This is a genomic window from Anaerocolumna jejuensis DSM 15929, assembly GCF_900142215.1.
Lineage (GTDB): Bacteria > Bacillota > Clostridia > Lachnospirales > Lachnospiraceae > Anaerocolumna > Anaerocolumna jejuensis.
The window spans coordinates 282,007-308,363 of the sequence record NZ_FRAC01000010.1 but is presented as its reverse complement, the minus strand read 5'-3'; the positions used below and the strand labels follow the sequence as shown (position 1 = coordinate 308,363).

The 26,357-nt window shown below is 41.0% G+C and carries 22 protein-coding genes and 1 tRNA gene; 4 read left to right on the top strand and 19 right to left on the bottom strand.

All coding sequences use genetic code 11. The annotated features are described in order from the left end of the window. Window positions 1-4 precede the first annotated feature (4 nt). The 5 genes from BUB77_RS10935 to BUB77_RS10915 all read right to left on the bottom strand — a co-directional run bounded on the left by BUB77_RS10935 (window position 5) and on the right by BUB77_RS10915 (window position 5,582). Window positions 5-976 carry a substrate-binding domain-containing protein gene (locus BUB77_RS10935; RefSeq protein ID WP_073275705.1) on the bottom strand — a complete coding sequence of 324 codons (972 nt, stop codon included), beginning with the start codon at window positions 974-976 and terminating at the stop codon, window positions 5-7. Window positions 977-1,349: 373 nt separating this feature from the next. Then, on the bottom strand, window positions 1,350-3,116 hold the full coding sequence (gene recJ, locus BUB77_RS10930) for a single-stranded-DNA-specific exonuclease RecJ (RefSeq protein ID WP_073275703.1): 1,767 nt from the start codon (window positions 3,114-3,116) through the stop codon (window positions 1,350-1,352). A gap of 102 nt (window positions 3,117-3,218) precedes the next feature. After that, a complete protein-coding gene (scfB, locus tag BUB77_RS10925; RefSeq protein ID WP_073275701.1) occupies window positions 3,219-4,694 on the bottom strand; it encodes a thioether cross-link-forming SCIFF peptide maturase in 1,476 nt (491 codons plus the stop codon). Between the two features lie 233 nt (window positions 4,695-4,927). Further along, a complete protein-coding gene (gene scfA, locus BUB77_RS10920; RefSeq protein ID WP_073275699.1) occupies window positions 4,928-5,068 on the bottom strand; it encodes a six-cysteine ranthipeptide SCIFF in 141 nt (46 codons plus the stop codon). 139 nt (window positions 5,069-5,207) lie between these two features. Further along, window positions 5,208-5,582: a TIGR04086 family membrane protein gene (locus BUB77_RS10915; protein ID WP_073275697.1), complete on the bottom strand. Its 375-nt coding sequence runs from the start codon at window positions 5,580-5,582 to the stop codon at window positions 5,208-5,210. A 170-nt stretch (window positions 5,583-5,752) separates the two neighbouring features. Between BUB77_RS10915 and BUB77_RS10910 the strand changes: the two genes are divergently transcribed. Next, a complete protein-coding gene (locus tag BUB77_RS10910) occupies window positions 5,753-6,622 on the top strand; it encodes a PHP domain-containing protein (protein WP_073275831.1) in 870 nt (289 codons plus the stop codon). 41 nt (window positions 6,623-6,663) lie between these two features. Here the strand turns inward: BUB77_RS10910 and yajC are convergent, their stop codons facing one another. After that, window positions 6,664-7,002: a preprotein translocase subunit YajC gene (gene yajC / locus BUB77_RS10905; protein ID WP_170866634.1), complete on the bottom strand. Its 339-nt coding sequence runs from the start codon at window positions 7,000-7,002 to the stop codon at window positions 6,664-6,666. A gap of 33 nt (window positions 7,003-7,035) precedes the next feature. Beyond that, on the bottom strand, window positions 7,036-8,169 hold the full coding sequence (gene tgt, locus BUB77_RS10900) for a tRNA guanosine(34) transglycosylase Tgt (RefSeq protein WP_073275695.1): 1,134 nt from the start codon (window positions 8,167-8,169) through the stop codon (window positions 7,036-7,038). Between the two features lie 207 nt (window positions 8,170-8,376). Here tgt and BUB77_RS10895 point away from each other — a divergent pair, with 207 nt between their 5' ends. Both BUB77_RS10895 and BUB77_RS10890 read left to right on the top strand, forming a co-directional pair. Continuing rightward, a complete protein-coding gene (locus BUB77_RS10895) occupies window positions 8,377-10,947 on the top strand; it encodes a bifunctional diguanylate cyclase/phosphodiesterase (RefSeq protein WP_073275693.1) in 2,571 nt (856 codons plus the stop codon). A gap of 69 nt (window positions 10,948-11,016) precedes the next feature. After that, window positions 11,017-11,087: transfer RNA gene (locus BUB77_RS10890), tRNA-Trp, on the top strand. A 365-nt stretch (window positions 11,088-11,452) separates the two neighbouring features. Here the strand turns inward: BUB77_RS10890 and BUB77_RS10885 are convergent. The 8 genes from BUB77_RS10885 to BUB77_RS10850 all read right to left on the bottom strand — a co-directional run bounded on the left by BUB77_RS10885 (window position 11,453) and on the right by BUB77_RS10850 (window position 20,482). Next, complete coding sequence (locus tag BUB77_RS10885; protein WP_073275691.1) at window positions 11,453-12,199, bottom strand: hypothetical protein; 747 nt, start codon at window positions 12,197-12,199, stop codon at window positions 11,453-11,455. A 787-nt stretch (window positions 12,200-12,986) separates the two neighbouring features. Then, window positions 12,987-14,033: a LacI family DNA-binding transcriptional regulator gene (locus BUB77_RS10880; RefSeq protein WP_073275689.1), complete on the bottom strand. Its 1,047-nt coding sequence runs from the start codon at window positions 14,031-14,033 to the stop codon at window positions 12,987-12,989. A 111-nt stretch (window positions 14,034-14,144) separates the two neighbouring features. Continuing rightward, entirely contained in the window at window positions 14,145-14,990 is an 846-nt protein-coding gene (locus BUB77_RS10875) for a carbohydrate ABC transporter permease (protein ID WP_073275687.1), read from the bottom strand. Then, a complete protein-coding gene (locus BUB77_RS10870) occupies window positions 14,990-15,832 on the bottom strand; it encodes a carbohydrate ABC transporter permease (protein ID WP_073275685.1) in 843 nt (280 codons plus the stop codon). The genes BUB77_RS10875 and BUB77_RS10870 overlap by 1 nt, the downstream gene beginning before the upstream one ends. A gap of 95 nt (window positions 15,833-15,927) precedes the next feature. Next, a complete protein-coding gene (locus BUB77_RS10865; RefSeq protein WP_073275683.1) occupies window positions 15,928-17,361 on the bottom strand; it encodes an ABC transporter substrate-binding protein in 1,434 nt (477 codons plus the stop codon). A 380-nt stretch (window positions 17,362-17,741) separates the two neighbouring features. Beyond that, a complete protein-coding gene (locus BUB77_RS10860) occupies window positions 17,742-18,062 on the bottom strand; it encodes a phage holin family protein (protein WP_073275681.1) in 321 nt (106 codons plus the stop codon). Between the two features lie 286 nt (window positions 18,063-18,348). Next, window positions 18,349-19,788: an MFS transporter gene (locus tag BUB77_RS10855; protein WP_073275679.1), complete on the bottom strand. Its 1,440-nt coding sequence runs from the start codon at window positions 19,786-19,788 to the stop codon at window positions 18,349-18,351. 154 nt (window positions 19,789-19,942) lie between these two features. After that, window positions 19,943-20,482, bottom strand: a complete 540-nt coding sequence (locus BUB77_RS10850; protein WP_073275677.1) for a rubrerythrin family protein — start codon at window positions 20,480-20,482, stop codon at window positions 19,943-19,945. Window positions 20,483-20,639: 157 nt separating this feature from the next. Here BUB77_RS10850 and BUB77_RS29885 point away from each other — a divergent pair, with 157 nt between their 5' ends. Next, entirely contained in the window at window positions 20,640-20,792 is a 153-nt protein-coding gene (locus BUB77_RS29885; RefSeq protein ID WP_170866633.1) for a hypothetical protein, read from the top strand. Window positions 20,793-20,812: 20 nt separating this feature from the next. On the opposite strand, the gene BUB77_RS10845 is transcribed toward BUB77_RS29885, so the two are convergent. The 4 genes from BUB77_RS10845 to BUB77_RS10830 form a co-directional block, all read right to left on the bottom strand. Beyond that, window positions 20,813-21,520: a methyl-accepting chemotaxis protein gene (locus BUB77_RS10845; protein WP_073275827.1), complete on the bottom strand. Its 708-nt coding sequence runs from the start codon at window positions 21,518-21,520 to the stop codon at window positions 20,813-20,815. A 152-nt stretch (window positions 21,521-21,672) separates the two neighbouring features. Beyond that, a complete protein-coding gene (radA, locus tag BUB77_RS10840; protein WP_073275675.1) occupies window positions 21,673-23,025 on the bottom strand; it encodes a DNA repair protein RadA in 1,353 nt (450 codons plus the stop codon). A 131-nt stretch (window positions 23,026-23,156) separates the two neighbouring features. Further along, window positions 23,157-23,570: an endosialidase gene (locus BUB77_RS10835; protein ID WP_073275673.1), complete on the bottom strand. Its 414-nt coding sequence runs from the start codon at window positions 23,568-23,570 to the stop codon at window positions 23,157-23,159. Window positions 23,571-23,821: 251 nt separating this feature from the next. Then, window positions 23,822-26,266, bottom strand: a complete 2,445-nt coding sequence (locus BUB77_RS10830) for an ATP-dependent Clp protease ATP-binding subunit (RefSeq protein WP_073275825.1) — start codon at window positions 26,264-26,266, stop codon at window positions 23,822-23,824. Window positions 26,267-26,357 lie beyond the last annotated feature (91 nt).

The following is a 26,357-nucleotide window of genomic DNA, read 5'->3' as shown; positions in this document are numbered from 1 at the left end:
AACCTTAGTTCCAGATGATTTTCCCGGTCTCCTGGGTATCATAGCAGCCAAGGAGCTGTAAATCCATCTTAAATTCATCCGATGCCAGTATCTCCATAATCCTTTTATAGGGCTGTTTATCGGCATCTACCAGCCGCATGACCAAATCATAGCACTCCGTCTGGAGGGGAATGAAATCAATCCCTGCCACATTCATAAGGCCTGTTTCACTCCCGATACCAAGGTCGGCCTCTTTGTGGGAAACCAGGCTGGCGACCGCAAGATGGGATTTACATTCATGATGGTACCCTTCGATATAGTCACCGATCATCCCCATGAGCCGCAGCTTTTCATCCAGCAGCACCCTGGTACCGCTGCCTCTTTCCCGGTTTACAATCGTAATATCCCTTCGTTTTAAATCGGACCATCCGGTAATTCTCTTAGGGTTATTCTTCTGCACATAAAAGCCCTGCCTTCTCTTCCCGATTCTAATCGTCAAGGCCGGTATGCCAGGCATCATCTTTTTAATGTAGGAAGCATTATATTCATCCAAATCGCCGTCCCAAAGATGGGCGGTAGCAATATTGACACGTCCCTGGTACAGTGCATAGATGCCATTATAGCTGGCAAGATAAGAGCGGTAAAGCTGCATGGTATCGGAATATGCCCCCAGATGGTTTGCCAGTATATCCAGGGATATATCCTGCCCGCATATGATAAATTCATTGCCTCTGATATTTTCATCCACAGCCTGGTAGGTATTCTGCTTTTTTACCGCCTTGGGCATTGCTGCAGCACTGGGGATATCCCTCATAACTGACACAGTCTTTTGGGCCGTTCCGCTTAAATAAGTGTTTACTTCATTTCTGGTAACCCTTACCTGCTTTCCGACCTTTGACGAATTCAAATCTCCCCGTTTTATCAACTCATAGACAGTATTTCTGGATATTTTTAAGATATCGGCAACTTCCTGGGCACTAAGTAAGTCATTCTCCATAAGCTTTCCTCCGTTTAAATCACTCTCTGAAACACAATGGGTTAAATTGCTTGTCATTTCCGGTATTTATCAGACAATTAACGTTTATAGTCGTTTTATTATGTTTTGTATCAATTGTACTCAAAAGTAATTTTGTTTATCGTATCATACTATACTGCCTGTGACAAGGTTATTTTAAAACATTCCCCAAAGGATTTCCTTCACTTTTCGGAAGAAAATTATTGCTTATCCAAAGAAAACCAATTAATTCTCAGAAGAAATTTATTGCTTTTCTAAATGATACACATCACTTCTCAAGAAGATATTTATTGCTTTTCCAAATGATACTCATTACTTCTCCAGAATATATTTATTGCTTTTTCAAAAATATTCATCACTTCTCCGGAAGATAATTCTGTATGATTATCTGAAGGCTGCGGCTTCCGTTATATTCATTTACAGAAGGATAGTAGGTCAATGAAAGCTTTAGCTTATTATCTCTATTTTGGAAGGCCCTGTCCACCTCATTCTGGCCGTAGGCATCAGAAAGCGCCTCAAGAAAGCCCTCCGTATCACCAAAGTACAGGGCATCCATTTCCTTGCCATACTGATTTCTTACCAAAAGCTTTATGACATTTTTGTTCTTTCCAATGACTGCAAGCTTTATTACCTTCAGGCTTCTGTCTGCAAACAGCGGCTTTTCATTTCCCTTTCCAAAGGGTTCCAGGATTTTAATTTCTTCTATCAGCTCCTCTGTAATTAATCCCAGGGGAAGCACTACATCAATTACTACCTTGGGAATCAGGTCTTCTTCCGTCAGCGTGGTATTATTATTTAAGCTGATGCGAAAGGGCTCCACTGATTCGAAGGCAAGAGACATACCGGCAGCCATGGGATGTCCTCCGAATTTCACCAGGTACTTACCGGAAGCGGTAAGCTCTTCGTACATATTATACTTTTCTATGGACCGCCCGGACCCCTTTACCATCTCATGGGCACTGGTTAGTACAATAGCCGGCTTATTATATTTTTCTCTTATTCTTCCTGCTATGATGCCGGCAAGGCTTTCATGGCAGTCCTGCAAATAGACCACCAATACCCTGTCTTCCTTTAGGGCGGAGCTCTCTATCATGGAAACCGCCTTTAAAATGCCTTCTTCCGTCATCTGCTTCCGCAAATCATTTAGACCTTTCAATTCTTCAGCCCTTTTATCCGCCTCTTCCTTACTCTCCGACAGCAGGAGCCTCAGACCCTTTTTCGCAGTATCAAGCCTTCCTCCCGCATTAAGACAGGGGCCGATAACAAAGCCCAAATGGTAAGAAGACAGGTTCTCTACAGCAATTCCGTTCTTCTCCATAAGAGCCCTAAGACCTTGATTCTTTGTCTTTCTAAGAAGCTCAAGCCCTTTCTTTACCAGGATACGGTTTTCCCCTGTAAGCTCCATTACATCACAAACAGTAGCAATTGCAACAACTTCCCGCAAAGGTACCAGCTCTGCCTCTCCTATCTGTCTGCTTTTATAAAGGACTTCCATCAGCTTATACGCTACTGCCGCTCCGCAAAGCTGCTTAAAGGGATAGGGACATTCCTCCTGCTTGGGGTTTACAACAGCATCTGCCTCGGGCAGCAGATATCTTTTTTCCTCTTCCATTACAAAAGGAATATCATGATGGTCCGTCACAATAACCGTCATCCCAAGACGTTTTGCCTTCTTTACCTGTTCCAGGGCAGCAATTCCGTTATCACAGGTTATTATGGTATCTATCCCAGCTTCATAAGCCCCGTCAATTATATGCTCATTAATTCCATAGCCGTCCTTAATACGGTCGGGAATCTCATAATCCACCCTGGCTCCGCACAGAGTTAATGCCTTATAGAGTATATAGGTAGAAGAAACTCCGTCCACATCATAATCTCCGACGATCCGGATGGGAAGAGAGCTGTCTATCTTATCCTCTAATATTTTGCAGGCTTTCGTCAGATCCTTCATAGTGTAGGGACTGTATGTATTTTGATAGTCAGGATTCAGATAAAGGTCTATGTCCATTTCCTCTGTAAGGCCTCTGTTTACAAGTAGTCTTGCAAGGCATTCACTGATGCCATGTCTTTTCATAATGGCTTCAAAATCTGCCTTTTTATTCCTAAGTACCCACTTTTCCATGGTGTATCCTTTCTGTTAAGCTAGAAAACCGGGAAATGCCTGTACCGGGCTGCGAATCAGATTCAGACAGCCGGACAGGCATTCTTCCGGTTCATATATACATCAAAGAGTCGCTTCCAGTTCCTCTGCTTCCTCAGAAAGGGCTGCCTCTGCTGCCTTTATCATAAGGGCACATTCCACACGTTTTCTTTCCAGCTTACAGCCGATATCATATGCATCATTGATACTGCCATGGAACTTATAGGCATTGGCAGCACAGCCTCCGCTGCAATAGAACTTGGCAAAGCAGTCCTTGCATTTATCCTTGGAATATACATTACAGCCTCTGAATTCCTCCTGCAGCTCTATTTTCTTAATCCCTTCAAAGACAGTTCCCATCAGGTACTCTTCTTCCCCTACGAACTGATGACAGGGGTATAAATCTCCCCAGGGCGTTACTGCCAGGTATTCCGTTCCTGAGCCGCAGCCGGACAGGCGTTTTGCAACACAGGGACCTCCGGATAAATCTATCATAAAGTGGAAGAAATTAAAGCCATCTCCCTCCTGTCTCTTTTTCAGAATATAGGCTGCCAGTTTATCATACTCTTCATAGATTTTCTCCACATCCTCTTCCTTTATGGCATAGCTTTCTTCAGGAAGCGCTACCACAGGCTCTACGGATATCTGTTTAAAGCCCAGCTCTGCCAGATGCTTCACATCTTCGGAAAAGTCCAGGTTATTATGGGTAAAGGTTCCTCTTACGTAATAATTGTTCTGATTTCTGCTTTCCGCAAGCTTCTCGAATTTGGGAAGAATGACATCATAGCTGCTCTTTCCGTTTCTTGCAGGGCGCATAAGGTCATTTATTTCCTTCCGTCCGTCAATGCTTAATACCACATTTCCCATTTCCTTGTTGGCGAATTCCATAACCTCATCATTTAAAAGAATACCATTTGTAGTGAGTGTAAAACGGAATTTCTTATTATGGATTTTTTCCTGCTCTCTGCCGTATTCCACAAGCCTCTTTACCACATCAAAATTCATTAAGGGCTCACCGCCGAAGAAGTCCACCTCAAGATTCTTCCGGTTACCGGAACTGGCTATAAGGAAATCCAGTGCCTGTTTTCCCACTTCATAGCTCATCAGAGCACGTCTTCCATGGTACTCTCCTTCTTCCGCAAAGCAATATTTGCAGGCAAGGTTACAGTCATGGGCTATGTGAAGGCACAATGCCTTTACTACGGTTGAGCGGGATTTAAACTCCGATATGTAATTCTCGTAAATATCCTCTGTAAAAAGAGCTCCTTCTGTTATCAGCTCCTCCACTTCGCTTACTGCTTCTCTCACCGCAGCTGCTACCGTGCCTTCCTTTTTGCCGTATTCTTCAAACAGGCTGGCATACTCCTGTTTTTTATACTTTAACGATAATGTATTGATGATGGTTTCTTTCTCTTGTTCTGAAACCATATGCTTTCCATCTTTTTTCATTTCTTTATACAGCTCTATAATGTCATAGATCAAATCATCTACCACATGAATCATGCCGCTGTTAACATCCAGCACGATATTATATCCGTTGTTTTTATACTGATGAACCAATTTTTCCTCCTTCTATGTGCAATTCCATACACAAGGAATAAGCAGCGACCATAAGACGCTGCTTAGTTTCTATTTATGCAGTATCATAAGCAAGCTTGTGATATGCATGGGTGATTTATGGCAGTGCCACAACTGTATCCAGATGCGGCATGCAATGTAATCGGGTTTGCAGGATTGCTTATAAATATTTATAAGCAATTTTTCATTACTATGTATATTATACTTGCGTATAATTACTGATTCTCACAGCTCTGGTTTCCTACTGTGCAGGATGTCTTACATGCTGACTGGCAGGAAGTCTGGCACTCGCCGCAGCCGCCCTTTTTCATGGATTCTTTCAGGTTTCTTGTATTTAAAGTCTTAATACGTTTCATGATGTTCCTCCTTCTTATTCCTTGATATTTTATCATGTCAATATCCGCATCTATTATATCATATCCAAATGAAGATGAAAAGATTTTTTTTACTGCAGGCTTGCCTGCAGTACTGCCTAAATGAAAAGATGGAATGCCTTCAGGATAACATGCCGCCCAGCATTCCCCCAAATATACAGAGCAGCATTACGGTAAGGACCCTGGATGCCTCCATTCCCATTACGGAACCGGTAAGAACGGATATGAGAAACAGAATTACAAAATACAAGGCTCCGATTAACAGCCCCCAGAGAAACCTTTTCTGGGAAGCACTTTTACCAAACAGGAAGCCTCCTAAAAAGGTTGATAAAATATACGTGACTGTAATACCGCCGCTTAAAATCTTATTTGAAACATCCATTTTCAGCATTAGTAAGGACAGCACTAACAGCATAAGCCCTGTTACGACATAAGATAATAACAGATTCTTTAATATTACGGTAACCCTTGAATTCCGGTGAAGTACTTTGTCCATGAAACACCTCCGATTGCTTTATACAGTAATATATTAAGTTTTTCCTTTGTATATGCTTAAGACTGCTAAATTTAAGGTTGTAAAGTTAGGGCAAAAAGGTTAAAATGCTTGTATTGACAGATATGTTGAAAAAGCATTCAACTCTGGTTGTATGTAGAAAGGTGGTTCTTATGAATTATATTGATTTGCATGTACATTCCAATGCCTCAGACGGTACCTTGTCGCCCACAGAGGTTGTTGAGCTTGCAGCTTCCCTGTCCCTTTCTGCCATTGCTTTGACTGATCATGATACCTTATCCGGAATCGAGGAAGCCCAGGCAGCCGCTCTGGTAGTGTCCAGCTCTGCAAACCCCTTAAGGGTTATCCCTGGTGCAGAAATTTCTGTAGCTTACAACAATAGAGATGTTCATGTACTGGGTCTATTTCTTGATACCGAAAACAGCCTCTTAAAAGAAGCTCTCCATACCGCCCTCCTGAAACGGGATGAACGGAATGAAAAGATGACCGCCAATCTGCGCAGCGCAGGAATTGATATTACCGTAGAAAAATTAAAGGCTTCGGAAGGAGAAGCCGTTCTTACAAGAGCACATTTCGCCAAATATATGGTGGAACACAGATATACCAAGACAACCAAGGAAGCCTTTGACAAGTATTTAAACGATTCCTCTCCTTATTATGTTCCAAGGGATTATCTTTCCCCCGAAAAGGCTATCTCCCTTATCCATCAGGCAGGAGGCCTTGCCGTTCTCGCTCATCCTCTTCTTTATAAATACAATCTGGAACAGCTGGATGAGATGATCGCCCTCTTTGCAGAGTATGGCCTGGACGGCATCGAAGCAATCTATTCCATGAATACCGGCTTTGATGAGGGTATTGTCAGAAGGTTTGCCGGCCGTTATAATCTTGTCATAACCGGCGGCTCTGATTTCCATGGTAATAACAAGCCGGATATTGCTCTAGGCTCCGGAAAAGGCAACCTGCAAATACCGGAAGCCCTTTTAGAGCCTTTGGAAAACCGCTTAAAAACAAGGCCCCTGTAATCACAGGGACCTTTTATATTTCTCTTGTTTTCTTTGTTGTTTTATTCCTTTGTTTCTTTTGCAGTGATTGCGGACTGAGGCTTTTCAATCTCTGCAATGGCAGTTTTCTTCATAGGGATACGGCAGTTTTTGTTATTGCCGAATTCTACAATAACAACATCCTCCATTACATCGATAACAACTCCGAAAAAACCACCGGAAGTCAAAACGCTGTCACCGTTTTCCAGCGTAGACATCATTGCATCCATTTTCTTTTGCTGCTTTTTCTGGGGACGGATTGCCATAAAGTAAAAGATACCTACCATAACTACAATCCACATTACCAAGGTAGCTAAGGGCATAGCTCCCTGAGCGCCTCCTGTTAAAATTCCAAATTGCATATTGTTCCTCCTACAAAATAATTATTCTTATTTTTATTCCTCGCCTTGGGCAAAGCCATTCAGCTTGTTTTTCTTGTATTCCGCATACCTTTGTTCTTCAATGGCACCACGGATTTCTTCCATCATATTATTATAAAAATAAAGATTATGGGTTACCATAAGCCTTAATCCCAGCATTTCCTTTGCCTTTAGCAGGTGTCTGATGTATGCTCTGCTGTAGTGCCTGCATACAGGACAGCCGCATCCCTCTTCAATAGGGGCAGAATCTAATTCATACTTTGCATTCAACAGATTCATTTTACCATGATTGGTATAGGCGTGTCCATGCCTTCCGTTTCTGGCCGGGTAAACACAGTCAAAAAAGTCAACACCTCTTTCAACGGACTCCAGTATATTCTCCGGTGTTCCCACTCCCATCAGGTAAGTTGGCTTCTCCAAAGGCAGGTAAGGCATTGTCTCCTCTATTATATAATACATTTCTGCATGACTTTCACCTACTGCCAGCCCTCCTAATGCATATCCATTCAAATCCAGCTCCGATATCCTCTTGGCATGCTCGATGCGGATATCCCTATAGGTACCGCCCTGGTTAATACCAAAGAGCATCTGGTTCTTATTAATGGTATCCTCAAGGGTATTCAGCCTGTTAAGCTCTTCCCTGCAGCGGATAAGCCATCTGGTTGTCCTGTCCACAGAATCCTGCATATAGCTTCTTTCTGCCGGATGGGGCGGGCATTCGTCAAATGCCATGGCAATGGTGGAAGCGAGATTCGACTGTATCCTCATGCTCTCTTCCGGTCCCATAAAGATCTTTCTGCCGTCCACATGAGAGTTGAAATAAACTCCTTCTTCCTTGATCTTTCTAAGTCCGGCCAGAGAAAATACCTGAAACCCGCCGGAATCCGTCAGTATGGGTTTGTCCCATACCATAAATTTATGAAGTCCTCCGAGTTTTTTTATAACCTCATCCCCCGGTCTGACATGAAGATGGTAGGTATTGGATAATTCTACCTGGGTTTTCATCTCCTGCAAATCCTGAGTGGACACTGCTCCCTTTATTGCAGCTGTTGTTCCGACATTCATAAAGACCGGGGTCTGTATTGTGCCATGTACGGTGTGAAATTCTCCCCTTTTGGCTCTTCCGTCTTTTGCCAGTAACTTGTACATTGTATTCTCCGTTCTGTTTTTCCTGTAATTCCATTTAAGTAAGAAAAGTCTGCTGTTTCAAAACAGCAGTTAAGGTAACTACTGTACAAGTATACCTGTTACCGCAAGCTTTTTCAACTAAAATTTATAGTATTATTACCAATTTTATTGCTTTTTTGCCCCATTTTTGGTAATATGTTAAATAATTACATTAGAAAGAAGACCGTTATGTCTATTAGGAATAATCTCAGGGTTACGTTATTTGTATTATCACTCCTGCCAATTATTCTTCTGTCAGTATTATCCTTTCATATGATATCTGACAGGCTTATTTCGGCAGAGAAGGTTAATTTAAAACAAACGGCATCAACCAACAGCCAAGGCCTTAAGGCACTGTTAGAGAGCAGACAAACAGAAGCTCATCTCCTGGCTCAGGAGAGCAGCATCTATGAGTATGCCTCCTTTGCCCTGACGAAGTCTGCTTCAAAATCTGGCAGTCCCCTGTATGGCAATGCAATGGAGCTCCTTAACAGACGCAGCAGGACCCTGTCCTATTTTCAGAATATAAAGGTCTTTGATAAAAGCAATTCCGTAATCCTAAGCACTGACCGCTATGACATAAATACAAAAGCGCCGGACAACCTGTCCTTGACCTATATGAGAGCAACCGGAAACAATGCAAATGCTGTCAGCGGAATCTTAAAGAAAAAACTGACAGACGGTTCCTATCATTACTTTATTGAAATAGGCTGTCCCATTAAGGACCGGAACAATCACAAAAAAATTCTTGGGTATCTGGTCGGCACCCTGGACCTCTCAAGTCTTGATACCTACTTAAATTCAATGACCGCCGGCAAGGGCAGCTATACTTTCTGCCTTGATAAATACGGCAATTACATCTTTCATCCCAATAGCAGATATATCGGTACAAATATTAAAGATGACCATTTAAGCCGCCTGGTAACGGATTACTACAGCGGAAAAGCAGAAGAAACCGGGAGCTTTCAGTATACCTTTGAATCCACTGATACTATTTACGGATACAGTATCCTAAAGGATATGGGCTGGGTCCTTGTTATGAAACGGGATACCAGTGCCGTCACCAGTCTGGCAAGAATTATACTATACATATTTATGACAGGTATTGCAGTCTGCTCTTTGGTTATGCTCCTGGCAAGCGATAAAATCGCGACCTTTTATACGGAGCCTATTCTGGAGCTGAAGAACACCCTCCGAACGGCTTCGGAAGGAAATTTAAAAGCCCAGAGCAATATCAAATCACGGAATGAATTTGGAGAGCTTTCAAGAAACTTAAATAAAATGCTGCATATCGTAAGAAACAGCTATAATGAGCTGGCAGCCATGCATGAGGAGCTTATTATCAAGGAAGATCAGCTTCGCCAGAATTACAACCACATAGAATATCTTGCCTATCATGATGTGCTTACGGACCTTCCCAATAAAATGGCTTTTATTGAAAGGGTGAACCAGGCCATTTCCGCCTCTCCGGGCTCCAATAGGCTGCACGCTGTTTATTTTGTAGATTTGGATGATTTCAAGACTGTTAACGATACACTGGGCCATGAATATGGTGATAACCTCTTATCCCAGACCGCTGCCCACCTCCTTTCCCTGACTGCCAATGACGATATTCTTGCAAGGGCAGGGGGGGATGAGTTCCTGCTCTTTCGTGAGAACCTGGACAATGAGAAAGAAGCTACGGACTTTGCCGCTGCCATCATAGAGTCCCTAAAAACGCCCTTTCACATTAATGAGGAGGCAATATATGTTTCCCTCAGCATCGGTATTGCCCTCTACCCCAAAAATGGCCTTACCCATAATTCCCTGATTAAAAATGCCGATATAGCCATGTACAAATCAAAGGATACGGGAAAGAATAAATACACCCTCTTTGACGTGACCATGGAGGAGGAATTAAACCGGAATTCATTGATTACCGAGGTTTTGCGCCATGCAATAGCCAATGAGGAAGTCTACGTGGTATACCAGCCCCAGTACAATATCCGCAAGGAAAAGATGACAGGCTTTGAGGCGCTTATGCGTATACGCAATCCAAAGCTGGGGGAGCTGTATCCCCAGGAATTTATCCCCATTGCGGAAGAAAGCGGTATGATAACAGAGCTGGGAGAATGGATATTAAGAGAAGCCTGTCTTTTTAACAAAAAGCTGATTGACAGCGGCTTTGATTCCCTGACTGTTTCCGTGAATATATCCAGTGTGCAGTTAAGCAAGGCAAACTTTATAGAAATCATACAGAACATCCTGGAAGAAACCGGCCTGCCTGCCGGAAATCTGGAATTGGAGGTAACAGAAAGCACCCTTGTATCCTCCTTATCCAATGCCTCGGTACAACTATCCTCCTTACAGGAGCTGGGCATACTGATTTCACTGGATGACTTTGGTACCGGCTACTCCTCTTTAAATTATCTGACCAATATGCCCATCGATACCCTTAAGATGGACAAGTCCTTTGTCAACAATATCTGCAGCAACGAAAAGGATGCCCGTATTGCTTCCGGTATTATCAATCTTGCCCACAGTATGAAGCTTGAGGTTATTGCGGAAGGTGTTGAAAGAATTGAACAGCTGGAAGTCTTAAGAAAGAACAGGTGCGACATCATACAAGGCTATATCTACAGTAAGCCGCTGCTGCCTCACATACTCCTTGAAACCTTAATGCCAGATCCTGCAGATTCAGAGTTTAATGACCCTGCCTCCGCTTCCAAAGCATCCTCTGAAACGAGCTATGGAAACTCGGAATCTGTAAATTTATCATAAAATTTTCTTGACAATTGACACAATTTATTATAATATATAAGGGCAGTGCAGAGAGCATGGCAAATATTTAGGGGATTGGTCAAATGGTATGACAAGGGTCTCCAAAACCTTTAGCGGGAGTTCGATTCTCTCATCCCCTGTTGAACACTATCAGATTATGGTAGTGTTTTTTTTGTTGGTTTTATCAGTAGAAAGTCTTACATTGAAAGAATTTGTTAATAAAATCACTCAAGTGACCTTTAAATATAGTATTACTGAAAGACAATATCAAAGATTGGAAGCTGGTGATTCAAAACCGACATATGACAATCTTATATCTATCGCTATGTTTACAATGTTTCTATAGATTTTTTAGTTGGTAGAACTAATAACCCAAACATCAACCAATAATAAAAGCACTCATATTATTGAGTGCTTAATTTAATATTGTTCTGAATTTCTTCTTTCAAAATATTTCTATCCTATAATATAACATCAGCTGTTGCAAGTTCTATTACTGTATCGGTCAAATGTCATATTTTTCCTTGTGTTTTGGTATTATTTTATCTGCTATTGTCTGTAAAATAATCGAAAGTAAAATCCATCCTACAAACGCAATAGCATACTTTCCAAACATAATATTATCTGCATTTTTTGATGACCAATTATTGTCGATAGTGTAAAGAACACCCTCTGACGTTACATCCAATTTCTCACATATTGGTTTCAATAATGTCTTTGCTGTCTTTGTAATTCCGACCTTCTGTCCAAGTGGGAGTTTTACTTTTTTCCCATTTTCAATTTGTTTTGCGATACCTCGGGTCATTTGAGCCAGTAAACGGGTGCCGTCCTGTAATTCGATGATGTAATAGGGATTATAATCTGCAGAATAATCAAAAATATTTTTTTCTGCTTCGGCCAATCTCCTACCATCTGCACCTGAACTGCGTTTTTTAAAATATCCAACCCATGTAGCCAAACTGTAAACATTTGTTTTTTTAATACTTACCGGTACCACCGTTACATATGTACTATAGTTCAAGACATTTTCCCAATCTTGTCCCGTCTTTAATAATGGGATATCATCTCCTGCTGTCAGTCCAATATAATCTACAGTGGTATCTGCTTTTAACTGATCTGTACTTATGACTGTCTGTTCACGCCTGTCCCAAAGAATTCCTTCTAAATCAAAATTAAAATAAAACAGCAATGTGATGATTAATGCGACAAAAATCAAAAAATAATCAAATAACTTCCTCATTTTCGTTCCCATGTTCTTACCTCTCTCTTAACTTCTCTGAATCAAGAAAGTCGAGGCTCCTTTCTCGTTCTTCATGTTGATTCAGATTTGATACTCATATAGCATATTTGCAGGATTGTCATCAATCGCCAATTTCATCCCATAACCACATAACTATATCAATATTTGGTGTTTGGGTTTTACCTGAAAATAATCCTATGTTTGTTCCTCCTCATGGAATCCAATTTATGGACAAATATAATTATATGTCGTCAAAAATTGGTAAAATATAAAGTGAAATAGGGACTTTTTCCTATAGGTATTATTTTTCAAACTATTAATCAAACCTGTTTTTTATTCTTATTAATATCCGTCTTCATAATCTAATCTTGCTTCGGTCTCACAAGCTAATTCATCATAATAACGGACTTTTGATACAATATAAATCATTATCTGAAACTTCATTTTTACAGTTCTGGCACTCTATCATTTTACTCCTTTAAATTCCTACTTTATTGCATATGCCAATACATAGTATAAAATTAATTCCATAAAATACCATGTTTTAATTAAATTATATATCAGATGTCATAATATTCCAGCAGAAGAGCAGTAAATTAAAGACTCTCTTGTTAAAAATTAAAACCTCAGCAGTTGCGCAGTTGCCCGGAACAAGATATTTACTTAAAAATGTTTACACACTTAAGGCTGGCAGCTTCTAAACCAGCTTCCAGCCTTCTCAATTTATTTTCTATTTCATGGTATCCTATTACCTACAATATATCAGCGCTTAATCAAACACTGCTATCCTGTATGCTCATTACATTTCCGCTTTAATCAAACTCTTCGTAGACTGCCCAATTACCAGCTCTGCCGGGAAGTCTTTTCTTATATTTGTACTTCCGTATTCAATAATGTCAAATAATATCCGTATTGTCTCTTCTGCCATCTCTTCCACCGGCTGACGGATTGTAGTAATGGATGGAATATAGTAAAACGCAATGTCCATTCCATCGTATCCGGCTACCGAATAATCCTCCGGGATATTCTTTCCCGCTTCCGAGATAGCCTTACAGGCTCCCACGGCAATACTGTCGGATATGGCAAACACGGCGGTAAACTCCTTTTCGGCCTGAAGCAGCTCTTTGGTGACTTCGTATCCATATTTCATGGAAAAGGTATCTAAGGTATTATCCCTTTTATAGCGGACCAAATTTGGGTCACAGGGTATCTGATTGTCTTCCAGGGCCTTAAGATATCCCTGTAATCTTAATTTACCAATGCATTCCTCCTCCGGAGGGGCTGCAATGATTGCAATCCTCTTATGTCCCAGCTTGCACAGGTAATCCGCCATTTTATAACTTTCTTTATAATCATCCACCGTAACGCTGGAATAGCATTCCTTATCTATTTTTTCCGTAACACCGCCCGTACTTAGGATAAATGGTACTTTCAGCTGGTTTAATTTTTCTTCGGAGTGGGAAAAATATCCTCCTAAAAAGACAATTCCTTTTAACCGTTTTTCCTTTTCCAGTAAAAGTGCAACCTCAATTTCATCCTCCTGTTCTTCCACCCGATGCAAAAGAAAGGAATATTTATTCCTATGTATTTCATGTTCCAGCACTTTTAACATATTGTTAAAGAATGGATTGCTGATACCTTTAATTAGTACGGCTATGGTATTGGATTCTGAACGTTTCAGATTTCTTGCACTATTATTTGGAATATAATTATGCTCCGCAATTGTCTGCATTATTAAATTTTTGGTTTTCTCATTAATATCCGGATGATTATTAATGGCCCTGGATACGGTACTGACACCAACTCCGCAAATCCTTGCTATATCCTTTATTGTAGCAGTCTCCATTATTCTACTTCCTTTGCAAACATTTTACGTACCTACTTTAGGATTATAACAATTAATACAGAATAAAGCAATGTATTATAGCCTTACGGAATGGAATTGTATGGAAAAATTCTATCCTTTTACTGCTCCTGTAACCACACCTTCAATGATGAATTTCTGGCAGGTCATATAGAATATAACAATGGGGATAATCGCCAATACCAGCATCGCCATCATGGCCCCCATATCAATTGACCCATAACCGCCCTTCAAATATTGAATTGCAACCGGAATGGTCTTATATTCTGTTCCGATAAGCAGATATGGCAGTAGATAATCATTCCATATCCACATGGTATTGAGGATTCCGACTGTCACAACGATTGGCTTTAATACCGGCATTACCACCTGGAAAAAAGTCTGCAGGGGGCTGCAGCCGTCAATCATAGCTGCTTCCTCCAGTTCAATGGGAATGGATTTTACAAATCCGCAAAACATAAAAACAGAGAGGCCCGCTCCAAATCCCAGATAAATGACAATGAGGCCCACAGGGTTATCCAGGTGCAGCACATTGGCAACCTTTGTCAGCGTAAACATAACCATCTGGAATGGCACGATCATTGAAAAAGTAAAGATATAATAGAGGGAATTCGTAACTTTATTCTTTACCCTGGTGATATACCAGCTGGTCATGGACGTAAATAACAGAATTACGGCAACCGACGCAATTGTAATAAAGAAGGACCAGCCTGCCGCATGAAAAAAATTTATTTTCTCAATTCCGCTTACATAGTTCTTCAATTCTACAAAGGTTTCTTTCGTCAGAAGCTGAAAGGGTGCCTCACTAATAAAGAATTTCCCCTTGAATGAGTTCATCAGCACTATAAATATCGGTGATAAAAAAACAACTGATAATAATAACAGGATAAAGAATAGAAGCAGGTCGCTTTTACTGCGAATGCCGTTTTTTTCACTCATCAGCTTTCCAACTCCTTTCTCCTGGTAATTCTCAACTGGATAAATGCAATGACTGCCACAATTACAAAGAATACCACTGCCTTAGCCTGACCAACTCCCTCACTGCCTACGGACCCGTAAAAGGTATTAAAAATATCCAGGGCTAACATTGCCGTCTTTTTCGAAGGTGCTCCGGCGGTTAATGCAAGGTTCTGGTCAAACAATTTAAAGGAATTTGACATGGTTAAAAAAATACAGATTGTTACGGAAGGCATCACTAACGGAATGGTGATTTTTTTTAGGATCTGGAAGGAACCAGCTCCGTCAATTCTGGCAGCCTCCGTAATATCCCTGGAAATATTCTGGATTCCGGCAATATAAATAACCATCATGTAACCTATCATCTGCCAGTTCATCAGTATAATCAGTCCCCAGAAACCATATTCCTGCCGGTAGGTCAAAGTAACACCATAATGGTACAGCACACCGTTAATAATTGTCTGCCAGATATATCCCAGGACAATTCCTCCGATCAGATTTGGCATAAAAAATACCGTACGAAAAACATTGGTTCCTGTAACCTTTCTTGTGAGAAGCAGCGCCAAAGAAAAAGCGAATAAATTAATTGTGATTACCGAAACCACTACAAATCTCACAGTAAACCAAAGAGCATTTAGAAATTCCTGATTTGTAAATGCCTTTCTGTAATTATTAAGCCCTACCCACCTGGCATCAATTACTGTAGTAAATTCCGTAAAGGACAATATGATTCCTAAAATAAACGGAATCAGAAAGGCAATTGTAAAAGCAATCAAGGTAGGTAAAAGAAATATCGGAAAATATTTATTATGATGTCTTTGCATGCTTTCTCTCCTATCGTAAAGTGGTAAATACCTGATACAGCTGCATACCCGCCATATGCAGCTGTACCTTGTTAACCTATGCTTTGATCAGAAAGCTATTTTGCCCTTTCAGATTTCCAGGACTCTTTTACTGTTGTTACAACATCTTCCCATGTTTTGCTGCCCTGAACATACTCCAGAAGTGCATCCCCAAAGCTGTTTTTGAAATCCTCGCTGGGGAAAGCCGCAAAGGTCCAGGGAACGGAGGCAGTGCCTTTTTCCATCCAGGCTAACACTTCCTTCGCCAGAGGGTCTGCCGGTTTCTCAGCATCTGTAAAGGTATTGAAGGGTGCAATAAAACCTAATTTATTTGTTACATAATCCTTACCTTTGTCACTGGTAAACAGCCATTCGATAAAATCGATGGAAGCCTTCTGCTTTGCGGCAGAAACCTTATTATTGACTGCAAAGTAATTCTCTGTACCGATACATAAGCCCTGTTTTTCTTCTCCGCTCATTCCGGTATAGATGGGCATGAATTTAATGTCACCCTCCTTTACCACATTTCCGTCTACCGTACTTATTTGCGACCAGGCCCAGTTACCATTTTGAACCATTGCAGCCTTGCCAAGTGCAAACTCAGCCATGGAATCATTCACTGTCTTGCTTCCTAAAAGACCTTTTTTGGTACAGGAGTTATCAATATAAAGGTCAAAAATGTTTTTATAATTTGCTGCATATTTAAATTCAATTTCCTTTGCTGCCAGACCAGCAAGAATGCTGTTGTCAAAGGAAGTATTATCTTTAAATTCATAATATAAGGGCAGATTGGCAAGATGCGTCTGCCATCTCCATTGCTCTCCGGCACCTAATGAGGTGGAAGCAAAAACACCCTCGATACCAAGTGCATCCTTATGGGCAGTCATGTCCTCCGCTACTGATTTCAGAGCGGCGAAATTGTTAATCTGATCCATTGATTTAATATCTGTAGCCTTGTCAGGTAACGCAAAATATTTCTCCATAATGGCATTATTGTAAATGATGCCATAGCCTTCTACAACATAGGGAATACCATAAACCCCTTCACCTGAGGTTACCGCCAGGCTTTTATCGGTCAGGTAGCTGTAAAGCTTCGTATCTTTTAAATCCAGACAGTAATCTTTCCAGGATTCATACCCTACCGGTCCATTAATCTGGAAAATTGTAGGCGGATCAGATTTGGCAATTTCGGATTTTAATGTCTGTTCATATGTACCGCTTGCAGCTGTAACAACCTTGACTTTAACACCTGTTTCGGCCTCATAATCTGCCGCAATCTGATTATAAATATCCGCAATCTCAGGCTTAAAATTCAGGTAATAAATTTCATCTGCTTTTTCATCGGTAGCTGCAGTTTTATTACCCTCATCACCGCTCGTTGTCGCCGTCGGTGTTGCCTCAGCCGCATTTTTAACCGTATTCTTTGCATCATCCCCACTGCATGCAGCTAAAGTACCTGCCATCATAACCAGTACCAGTACGAGTGCAAATAATTTGTAACCTTTCTTCATACTAACCTCTCCTTTTTGTGTGTACTATAAACCCAGTACATATCCACATATTATTATTTTCAGAAACGTTCCCGGTATCATTTCCGGTAACGTTTCCAATAATTTGATTTTACCATATTTTTGAAATAAAGCAATGGCTTTTTATAAAATTTCCCATATATTTTAAATTATATACGGAATCTATTCACCATTATATTCAAATTTCTTATCTTATCCATCAAAATATTGGTTTTTTTGACCAAAACCTACATAACACCTGGCACCTGCTTATTCCTTATCCCTAATGCCAATGCACCTGTTTCAGCGCATACGTAAAAGCAGCCTTATTGCAATAGCATATTTTTGCAATAAGGCTGCTTTTACACAACACTGGTTCTTTCTTATGAACCCTTCTTACCCGAATCCTCCGTACCGGCATCTTTTCCCTTCGCCTGTGCATCGCCGCAGCCGCTTTTATTCTTTACATTACGGAAAAGTTCAAAAGCTCCTGTACTGGCTAACCCGCTTGCAAGACCGCCAAGCAATATTTCCGGTGAAAACTTCCAGTTGTTCATCCATATATTTAAGAAGGTTCCCACCACCCCCATAATTAGGGGGATATATTTGTTGGGGATTACCGTAATACTATGCTTTATGATGTAACCCAGGCAATAACAGATACCCACGATAATCAGCACCACATATTGATTTAAGAATTCCATAGCTTCCCCTTTTTCTGATGCCTAACATATAAGCATCTTAACAAACCAATCCACGTGCATATCACAAGCTATACTGTTCTGATAGAAATTTGAAAAATGCAACGTAATTTTTAATAATCCCTGCATACCGCAAATCTGCTTTTGATACTGCATAATTAGAAATTTTACGAATGTACCGCTTTTTCAATCTATTTGCCTGTGAAGGATAAGGGGAGCTGCAAGGCTTGCAGCTCCCCTTATCCTATTATATTCACTTAATTTGTTTTCTTTCCTTTTTTTTGGGGTGTTATACGGATACTCTTCCGTCCTTTCGGTTGGTATCTATCTTTTCTGTTTCTATTCTTAATTTAATATACAAGGAACTGACTATTAAAATCAGGAATCCTAGGATATTCAGTATTTGCTGGGGGTAGATATACCTTCCATAAATGGTCACCGGATTACTCTCAAAGAAATTAAGCAGTTTTCCGCCCACTATGGACACCAGAAATCCCCATAATCCGGATATGGAGGATACCAGGGACAGCCATATCATTCGTTTATCACTCTGAAAGAAATCCAGCTGCACTCCAAAAAGCCCAATTCCTACAAATGCCCATGCGGTGGAGGCAAGCACCGACCCGATAATATGTAAGGGATAGGCATTGCCGGGTACTGTTACACCTATGATCAATACATTCAGTCCCAGAATGGTAAGGCTATAGCGCAGTATCCTCGCCATTCCGTACTTATCTGCCATTCTTCCGAATTTAGGTGTGATGTAAATCCTGTACAGGTTGCAGATAAAGCCCACCAGCATCATAAAAGTATAAGGAAGCTTCAGTATATTTACCTGGTAGCTGGCAACAAAGGGAACGGATATATAAAATCCGGTAATATAAAGGCTCTGCAGGATTAATGCCTTCCGGAACTTTCTGTTTTCAAAGGCTTCCGTAATTTCCTTCAGAAGGCTCTTGCGATTCTCCTTCTCCGTATCAGCATCCTTTTCCTTGGCCTTTTTGGCAAGGCGCCCGTGCATTTCTTTTCCTGACTCATTCAGAAAAGAGGTTCGCGGCTCTTTCATCTTAGACATTGCTGCTACATTTATAATGACCAAAATAAATATCAGAAGGCCCACAATGAGAAAGCCTGTCCGTATGGCATTTGCTTTAAAATAATCCAATACCATGCCGGCTGCCAGCATAACCCCGGAAACGACAAATACTGCAATAGAGTCTTTTATGGAAAAATATTTTCCTCTGAGCCTGCTTGGTACAAGACTTGCTATCCAATCCTGGGAAGCTGGTGTTCCAATCTGAACAAATATCTGGCCGATAAAGTACAGCACGATTATTGCTATGGCCTTATATCGGTTGTCAATATTTAAAAAGGGTATAAAATAAATTGTGGAGAACAATATTCTTTGCAGGGAAGTAAAGCATACCAAAAATTTATACTTTTTTATACGTCCCATAAATTGTATTAAAAAAATCTGTGACAAGGCTGCCAGGCTTGCTAAGGATGTAATAATTCCGATATTGGCATCGGATATCTTACAGTATGTCATCAGGCTGGCAAGGAAAGTACCGCCTGCCAGCTGAACAATGGTCTGGGCCGCACTATCCCCGATGGTATAGTTCACCCTGCTTTTCTTATAGTCCTCTTTGCTTTCCGGAAGAGCCATAAAGTATATCCGGCGAAACTTGGCAAGCAGATACTGATTGATATAGTTTAAATTATGAGACATGAAAGATATTGCCCTCCACACACTTTCCATATTATCTTGTTTTATAGTGTCAGAGAGTAATTATAGCGTAGGAGGGGCACCTTTGTAAATTGATTTCATTTGTCAATATAACCAAATACATGTAGTTTCTTATAAATTTCTATCCTTTAATAGCTTATAGTGTAGTATCATAGACCTGGTAATATCCCTGCGGAAAGCCGCAGATGGGGCATATGGCAGGCGCACAGAGGCCACCCATAATATTACCGCAGTTTATGCATATCCAGAGCATTTCCGTATTCTTGCAAAACACCTGGTTATTTTGAATATCCTCTGCAAAGTTCTGAAAAATCACATCATGATTCAATTCAATATTGGCAACTCCGTCAAACAAGGCTGCTATCTCATTATACCCTTCTTCCCTTGCAACCTCTGCAAATGCTCTGTAGGTCCCATTTCCTTTCGCATCCTCTGCCGCGGATGCCTGGATGAGATTTTCAAGGGTATTCGGCAGAGTTCCTTCATTGAGAAGCCGAAGCCAAATGGTAGCATGTTCTCTTTCAAATCCTGAAATAATCTCAAAAACATTTCCTATCTGAATATAACCCTCCTGCTTCGCCCTGATACCATTAATCTGATATCTGGTGCCGCTCATCAGTTCGCCGTCAAAAGCCACCTGCAAATTTTGATAAGTCCTGCTATTTTTAAAGTCCATTCATGCTCCTTTGTTTCAAGTAAACTACTAAATAGTATGAAATCATAACAGCATTTATGTAAAAGGATAATTATTATTAATAAGAGAATATTTTTTTCTTAATAGGGAACAATGACTTTGAATATAAAAGAGGAAACAATCCAGAAAAGAGGTACTTATGTCACATATAGCCCCAGCGATAAAAAATAAATTTGAATCACTGCCGATCGAATTAAAGGATGCCATCCTGCGGCGCAATGTCACACTGAATAATATGCAGGACTTAATTAAAGTTTTGGAACAAATCGTAGCAGAAGGAGAAGGGGCCTGAACACCCTCTCCTTCTTCCATTTAGTTCACCTGTTCTCCCAAACCTATTAACATTTCAAGAGCCTCTTTTGCGTTATCGGTAATGTCTCTCTGATAGGCAATTTCATGCTCTACACTTCTGGAAACATCATTGGAAATATAGGCTGCTTCCAGTATTTTTTGGAATACTGTCTTAACATCACTGACCATATCATTTTGATTTTTTACAATTTCATAAATACTGTCCATTGCCTTGACTGTCTCTGTTACAAAGGTCTGTATGGAGGTAATGGTTTCTGATATTTCCTTGGAGGATTTTGCAGACTGTGCAGCAAGATTCCTGACTTCTCCCGCTACCACCGCAAAGCCCTTTCCCTGCTCCCCTGCTCTGGCAGCTTCAATGGAAGCATTCAGAGAGAGCATATTCGTCTTGTTTGAAATGCCTCCTATTACTTCTGCAAATCCCATAATCATATTTGAGAGGCTTTTCATCTGGTTGATATTGTTGGATGAATTCTCAACCACTTCATTAAGGGAATTTATTCTGCCTAACATGTCATCCACACATGTTATTCCTTCTTTTACAAGATTTAAAGAAGTATCAGAGCTGTTAATAGCATCAAAAGCATTTTTCTCAACCTTAAGCTGGGAAGTATCGAGATTTTCTACTATCTCACCTATACTTCTAATAAACTCCTCCTGCTTTGTCAGTAATTTTCCTATTTCCGTGCAATCCTTTGTACAATCCATGTTGTTTACCTCCATCCCTGTGTATGCTTTTGTGCCATTAACCAGACCCATGATCTTCACAGGCTTAAAATTTTTATTCCTTCTTGATTTGGATATCATAAGTCAATTCATGGCTTTTGAGATTAACTTTTGACACCCAAATCAACATTTCTTTAATTAAATAATCTGTTTAATTCCTTGATATTCTTGACACCAATCAGTTTCATACCTGATTTTTTGATATTGTCTGCGTTTGTCTTCGGCAGGATACAGGTATGAAATCCCATCTTCTCGGCTTCCATTACACGCTGTTCTGCCATGCCGACTCCGCGGATTTCCCCTGTTAGTCCTATCTCTCCGAAGCAGATAGTATGCTCATCCAGAGCCAGATTACGGTAGCTGGATAAAAGTGCCAGTACAATGGCCAAATCCAGAGCCGGCTCATTTATCTTCATACCTCCTGCCACATTAACATAGGCATCCATGCCGGACATCTGTATTCCAACCCTCTTTTCCAAAACAGCCATAAGGAGGTTTACCCTATTGTAATCCGTTCCCGCCGCTGTCCGTCTTGGCATATTAAAATTCGTCTGGCAGACAAGTGCCTGCACCTCCACCAGAATCGGCCTGGTACCTTCCATGGAGGCTGCAACCACTGAACCCGGCTCACCCTCCGGTTTGCCCTGAAGCATGAATTCAGAAGGATTTAAAACCTCCCTTAAGCCCTGGTCCTGCATTTCAAATACTCCAATTTCATTGGTAGAGCCAAAACGGTTCTTTACCGCCCGCAATATCCGGTAGGACGCCTTATCCTCCCCTTCAAAATAAAGTACCGTATCCACCATATGCTCCAGCACCCTGGGGCCTGCCACAACTCCTTCTTTTGTAACGTGGCCCACAATAAAGATTGATATATCCAGTCCCTTGGCCAAATGCATCAATACGCCGGTAGTCTCCCTTACCTGGCTTACACTTCCCGGTGCTGCTCCAATATCTTCTTTATACATTGTCTGGATGGAATCAATGACAACAATCTCCGGCTTGTTTTTACGGATAATTTCTTCAATATTATCCAGATTTGTCTCACTAAGCAGCAATAGATCTCCTCGAAAGACGCCAAGCCTGTCGGCACGCATTTTAATCTGCTGTAAGGATTCTTCTCCTGATATGTATAAGACTCTATGCATTTTATCGGTTAGTTCCCTGCATATCTGAAGTAACAGGGTCGATTTTCCTATTCCCGGATCACCGCCCACCAAAACCAGAGAGCCGATTACAATCCCTCCGCCTAATACTCTGTCCATTTCCTGCAGTCCGGTGGTAATCCTGTTGTTTTCGGTCGTATTTATCTTTGCCAAAGACTCTGGTTCCGTTAAAAAGGCCGTTCCTCTTCTCTTTTCCGATGCCTTCAAGGGCTTTTCTTCTACAAAAGTGTCCCAGGACTTACAGGCAGGACACTGCCCCATCCACTTTGAGGCTTCATATCCGCACTCTTTGCAGAAAAATACATTCTTTTGCTTTGCCATATTTTCCTCATTATGTTAATTTTATTCTTTTATAATTGTAATAAAGGAGAGGTATCCGCCTCTCCTTTTGTCTCTTCCGTATGCATTAGGTTCTGTGGAAGGTTGTTCCACAGTTTTGCTGTACTTTGTTTTTATAGCTTCATTATTTTGACCTCAGCCTGCTCACTGTTACCGAGTTCAACGCTGAAATTAAGCTTTCCGCCTAGATTTGTCTTCATCTTTCCCAAATTTGTATCGTCAATGAATATCTTATACTCTTTTTCAGCTTCCAATTCCAGTGTTATCTGAGAATCCTCAAAGCCTTCCACCTTAAAGCTGATTTCTCTTTCCGATATATCCAAGTCCGTTACAGAGGTTCCCGGCACTGATTCATAAACAATCATGCCATTCTTCTCAAGCTTTGTTATCTCCCTGAATGTCTTTACCTTATACAAATCTCCGTTGTGCTCGAAATCATTTACTTTCGATTTCTCACTTAATTCATAATTGCCGAAACTGATTGTCCCATTGCTTTCTTTTCGAATTAATTCTTTTACAACTGACATGTAAAATCCTCCCAATTGATAAATGATTGCTTTGTAATATAAAGACATATATGCTAATCATCTGGAAAAGGAGGGTAAGTGAAAATCAAAAAACAATTTTCACTTATGCTTTCAGCAGTATCACAAGCAATTCTGCCTGCGAAATGCATTAGGTGCCCTCCCTCGCCGTTCCATGAATCATCTTATGATTATGTCTCACATTATACTATATTTTCGTAGCAATTTCTACAGGATTATGCATAAGTTTTGAATTATTTTCTGGAAATTTTAATTTCTTTGTCGATTAATTCAATAAGTGCCGTATCTCCGCTTTTAATATTTCCATCCAGAATTTCTTCCGCCAGCTTATCTTCAATATTGCTTTGAATTGCCCTTCTTAGAGGTCTTGCTCCATAATTCTGGTCAAAGCCTTTATCTGCTATGTGTCCTATAATATCCTCCTTTATTTCAAGGGAAATATTCATCTGCTGCTTTGCCCTTTTCGTAATGGAGGAAAGCATAATGCTTACGATACTCTTGATATCTTCCTTGGTAAGTGAATGGAATACGATCATTTCATCTATTCTGTTGATGAACTCAGGCTTAAAGATTCGTTTTACCTCTTCCAGGACGCCATCCCTCATCTTCTTATAGTCTTCCTTCTCGTCACTTACGGAAGCAAAACCAAGCCTCTTGGGAGCTATAATGTTCTGAGCACCTGCATTGGAGGTCATTATGATAATAGTATTCTTAAAGCTTACCTTTCTGCCCTGAGCATCCGTAATGTGCCCGTCATCCAATACCTGCAACAGGATATTAAAGACATCCGGATGTGCTTTCTCCACCTCATCAAAAAGGATTACGGAATAGGGGTTCTGCCTTACCTTTTCACTGAGCTGGCCGCCTTCATCATAGCCTACATATCCCGGAGGGGAACCGATAAGCTTTGATACGCTGTGCTTCTCCATGTATTCGGACATATCTACTCTTATCATGGAGTTTTCACTGCCGAACATAGCTTCAGCCAAAGCCTTTGAAAGCTCTGTCTTACCTACGCCGGTAGGTCCCAGGAACAGGAAAGAACCAATTGGCCTTCCGGGGTCCTTTAGTCCCACACGTCCACGCCTGATAGCCTTTGACACGGCAGATACGGCATCTTCCTGACCGATTACACGCTCATGGAGTATCTTCTCCAGGTTTCTTAGACGCTCGGACTCTTCCTCTGCCAGCTTCTTAACAGGAATCTTGGTCCAGCTTGATATAATATCGGCAATTTCATTTTCTCCTACTACAAGAAGATTATCCTGCTTCTCTTTTTCGGATTTTACCTGAAGAGCATTCATTTTAAGGCTCATTTCTTCCTGCTGCCTCTTTAATTCGCCTGCCCTTTCATACTCTTCCTGTTTGATTGCCTGTTCTTTTTCCTCTTCCAGAGCCTGTATCTGTGCTTCCAGCTCTTTAATCTCCGGTGAAGTAATGTAAGTACTCAGTCTCACCTTGGAAGCAGCCTCATCCATCAGATCGATAGCCTTATCAGGAAGGTATCGGTCGTTGATGTAACGGCTCGACATCTTAACGGCAGCCTCCAGGGCATCATCGGTTATCTTAACCTTGTGATGTGCTTCGTAGCTGTCCCTTAAGCCCTTTAATATCAGAATGGCCTCTTCTTCGGAGGGCTCTTCTACCACTACCGGCTGGAATCTTCTCTCCAGAGCAGCATCCTTTTCAATATATTTGCGGTATTCTTCTCTGGTTGTTGCACCGATTAGCTGCAGTTCACCTCTTGCAAGGGAAGGCTTTAAAATATTGGAAGCATCAATGGCTCCCTCTGCTCCTCCGGCACCGATGATGGTATGAATTTCATCTATAAACAACAGCACATTGCCGTCATTCATTACCTCACTGATTACCTTCTTAATACGCTCTTCAAATTCACCTCTGTATTTGGAGCCTGCCACCATACCGGATAAATCCAGGGTCAATACTCTTTTATCCTTTATGACCTCCGGTATGTTGCCTTCCACGATCTTACTTGCAAGGCCTTCGGCAATAGCAGTCTTACCAACGCCGGGTTCACCTACAAGACAGGGGTTGTTTTTCGTTCTTCTGCTGAGTATCTGGATTACTCGCTGGATTTCCGATTCTCTTCCGATGACCGGGTCCAGCTTGCCCTCTTTTGCGTACTCTGTTAAATCCCTGCTGTACTGGTCCAGAGTGGGCGTATTGGATTTTGCTTTTGCTTTGCTTTTATTTGCTGAATATTCGTTTCTTGCAGTATTCATATCTGCACCGATTGCGGTAAGCAGATCCACATATAATTTCTGCAGGTTAATGCCTAAGGTATTTAATAATCTTACAGCAATACAATCGGATTCCTTAATCAGCGCAATCAAAATGTGCTCGGTACCTACTGCCTGGCTTTTTAACCTGACAGCCTCCTTAAAGCTCTGGTCCAGAATCCTCTTGGATCTTGGCGTGAATCCATCTACTTCTACTGCTTCCATGGTGGAGCTGGGAGCAATAAGCTGATTTACCAATTCCAATACTTTGTTGACATCTACGCCGTTCTTTTCCAAAACCCTGGCGGCAACTCCATCGGATTGTAAAAGGCCGATGAGAAGATGTTCTGTCCCCACATAGTTATGGGATAATTTATAAGCAACTTCCGTAGCATAATTTATTGCCCGTTTTGCTTCCTCTGTATATCTATCGTTCATACTGGCTCCTTTCGTGAATATCATATTTGATTCGGGTGTCATAAGTTAACCTCAATAAACATGATATTGACTTATGACACCCGAATCATAT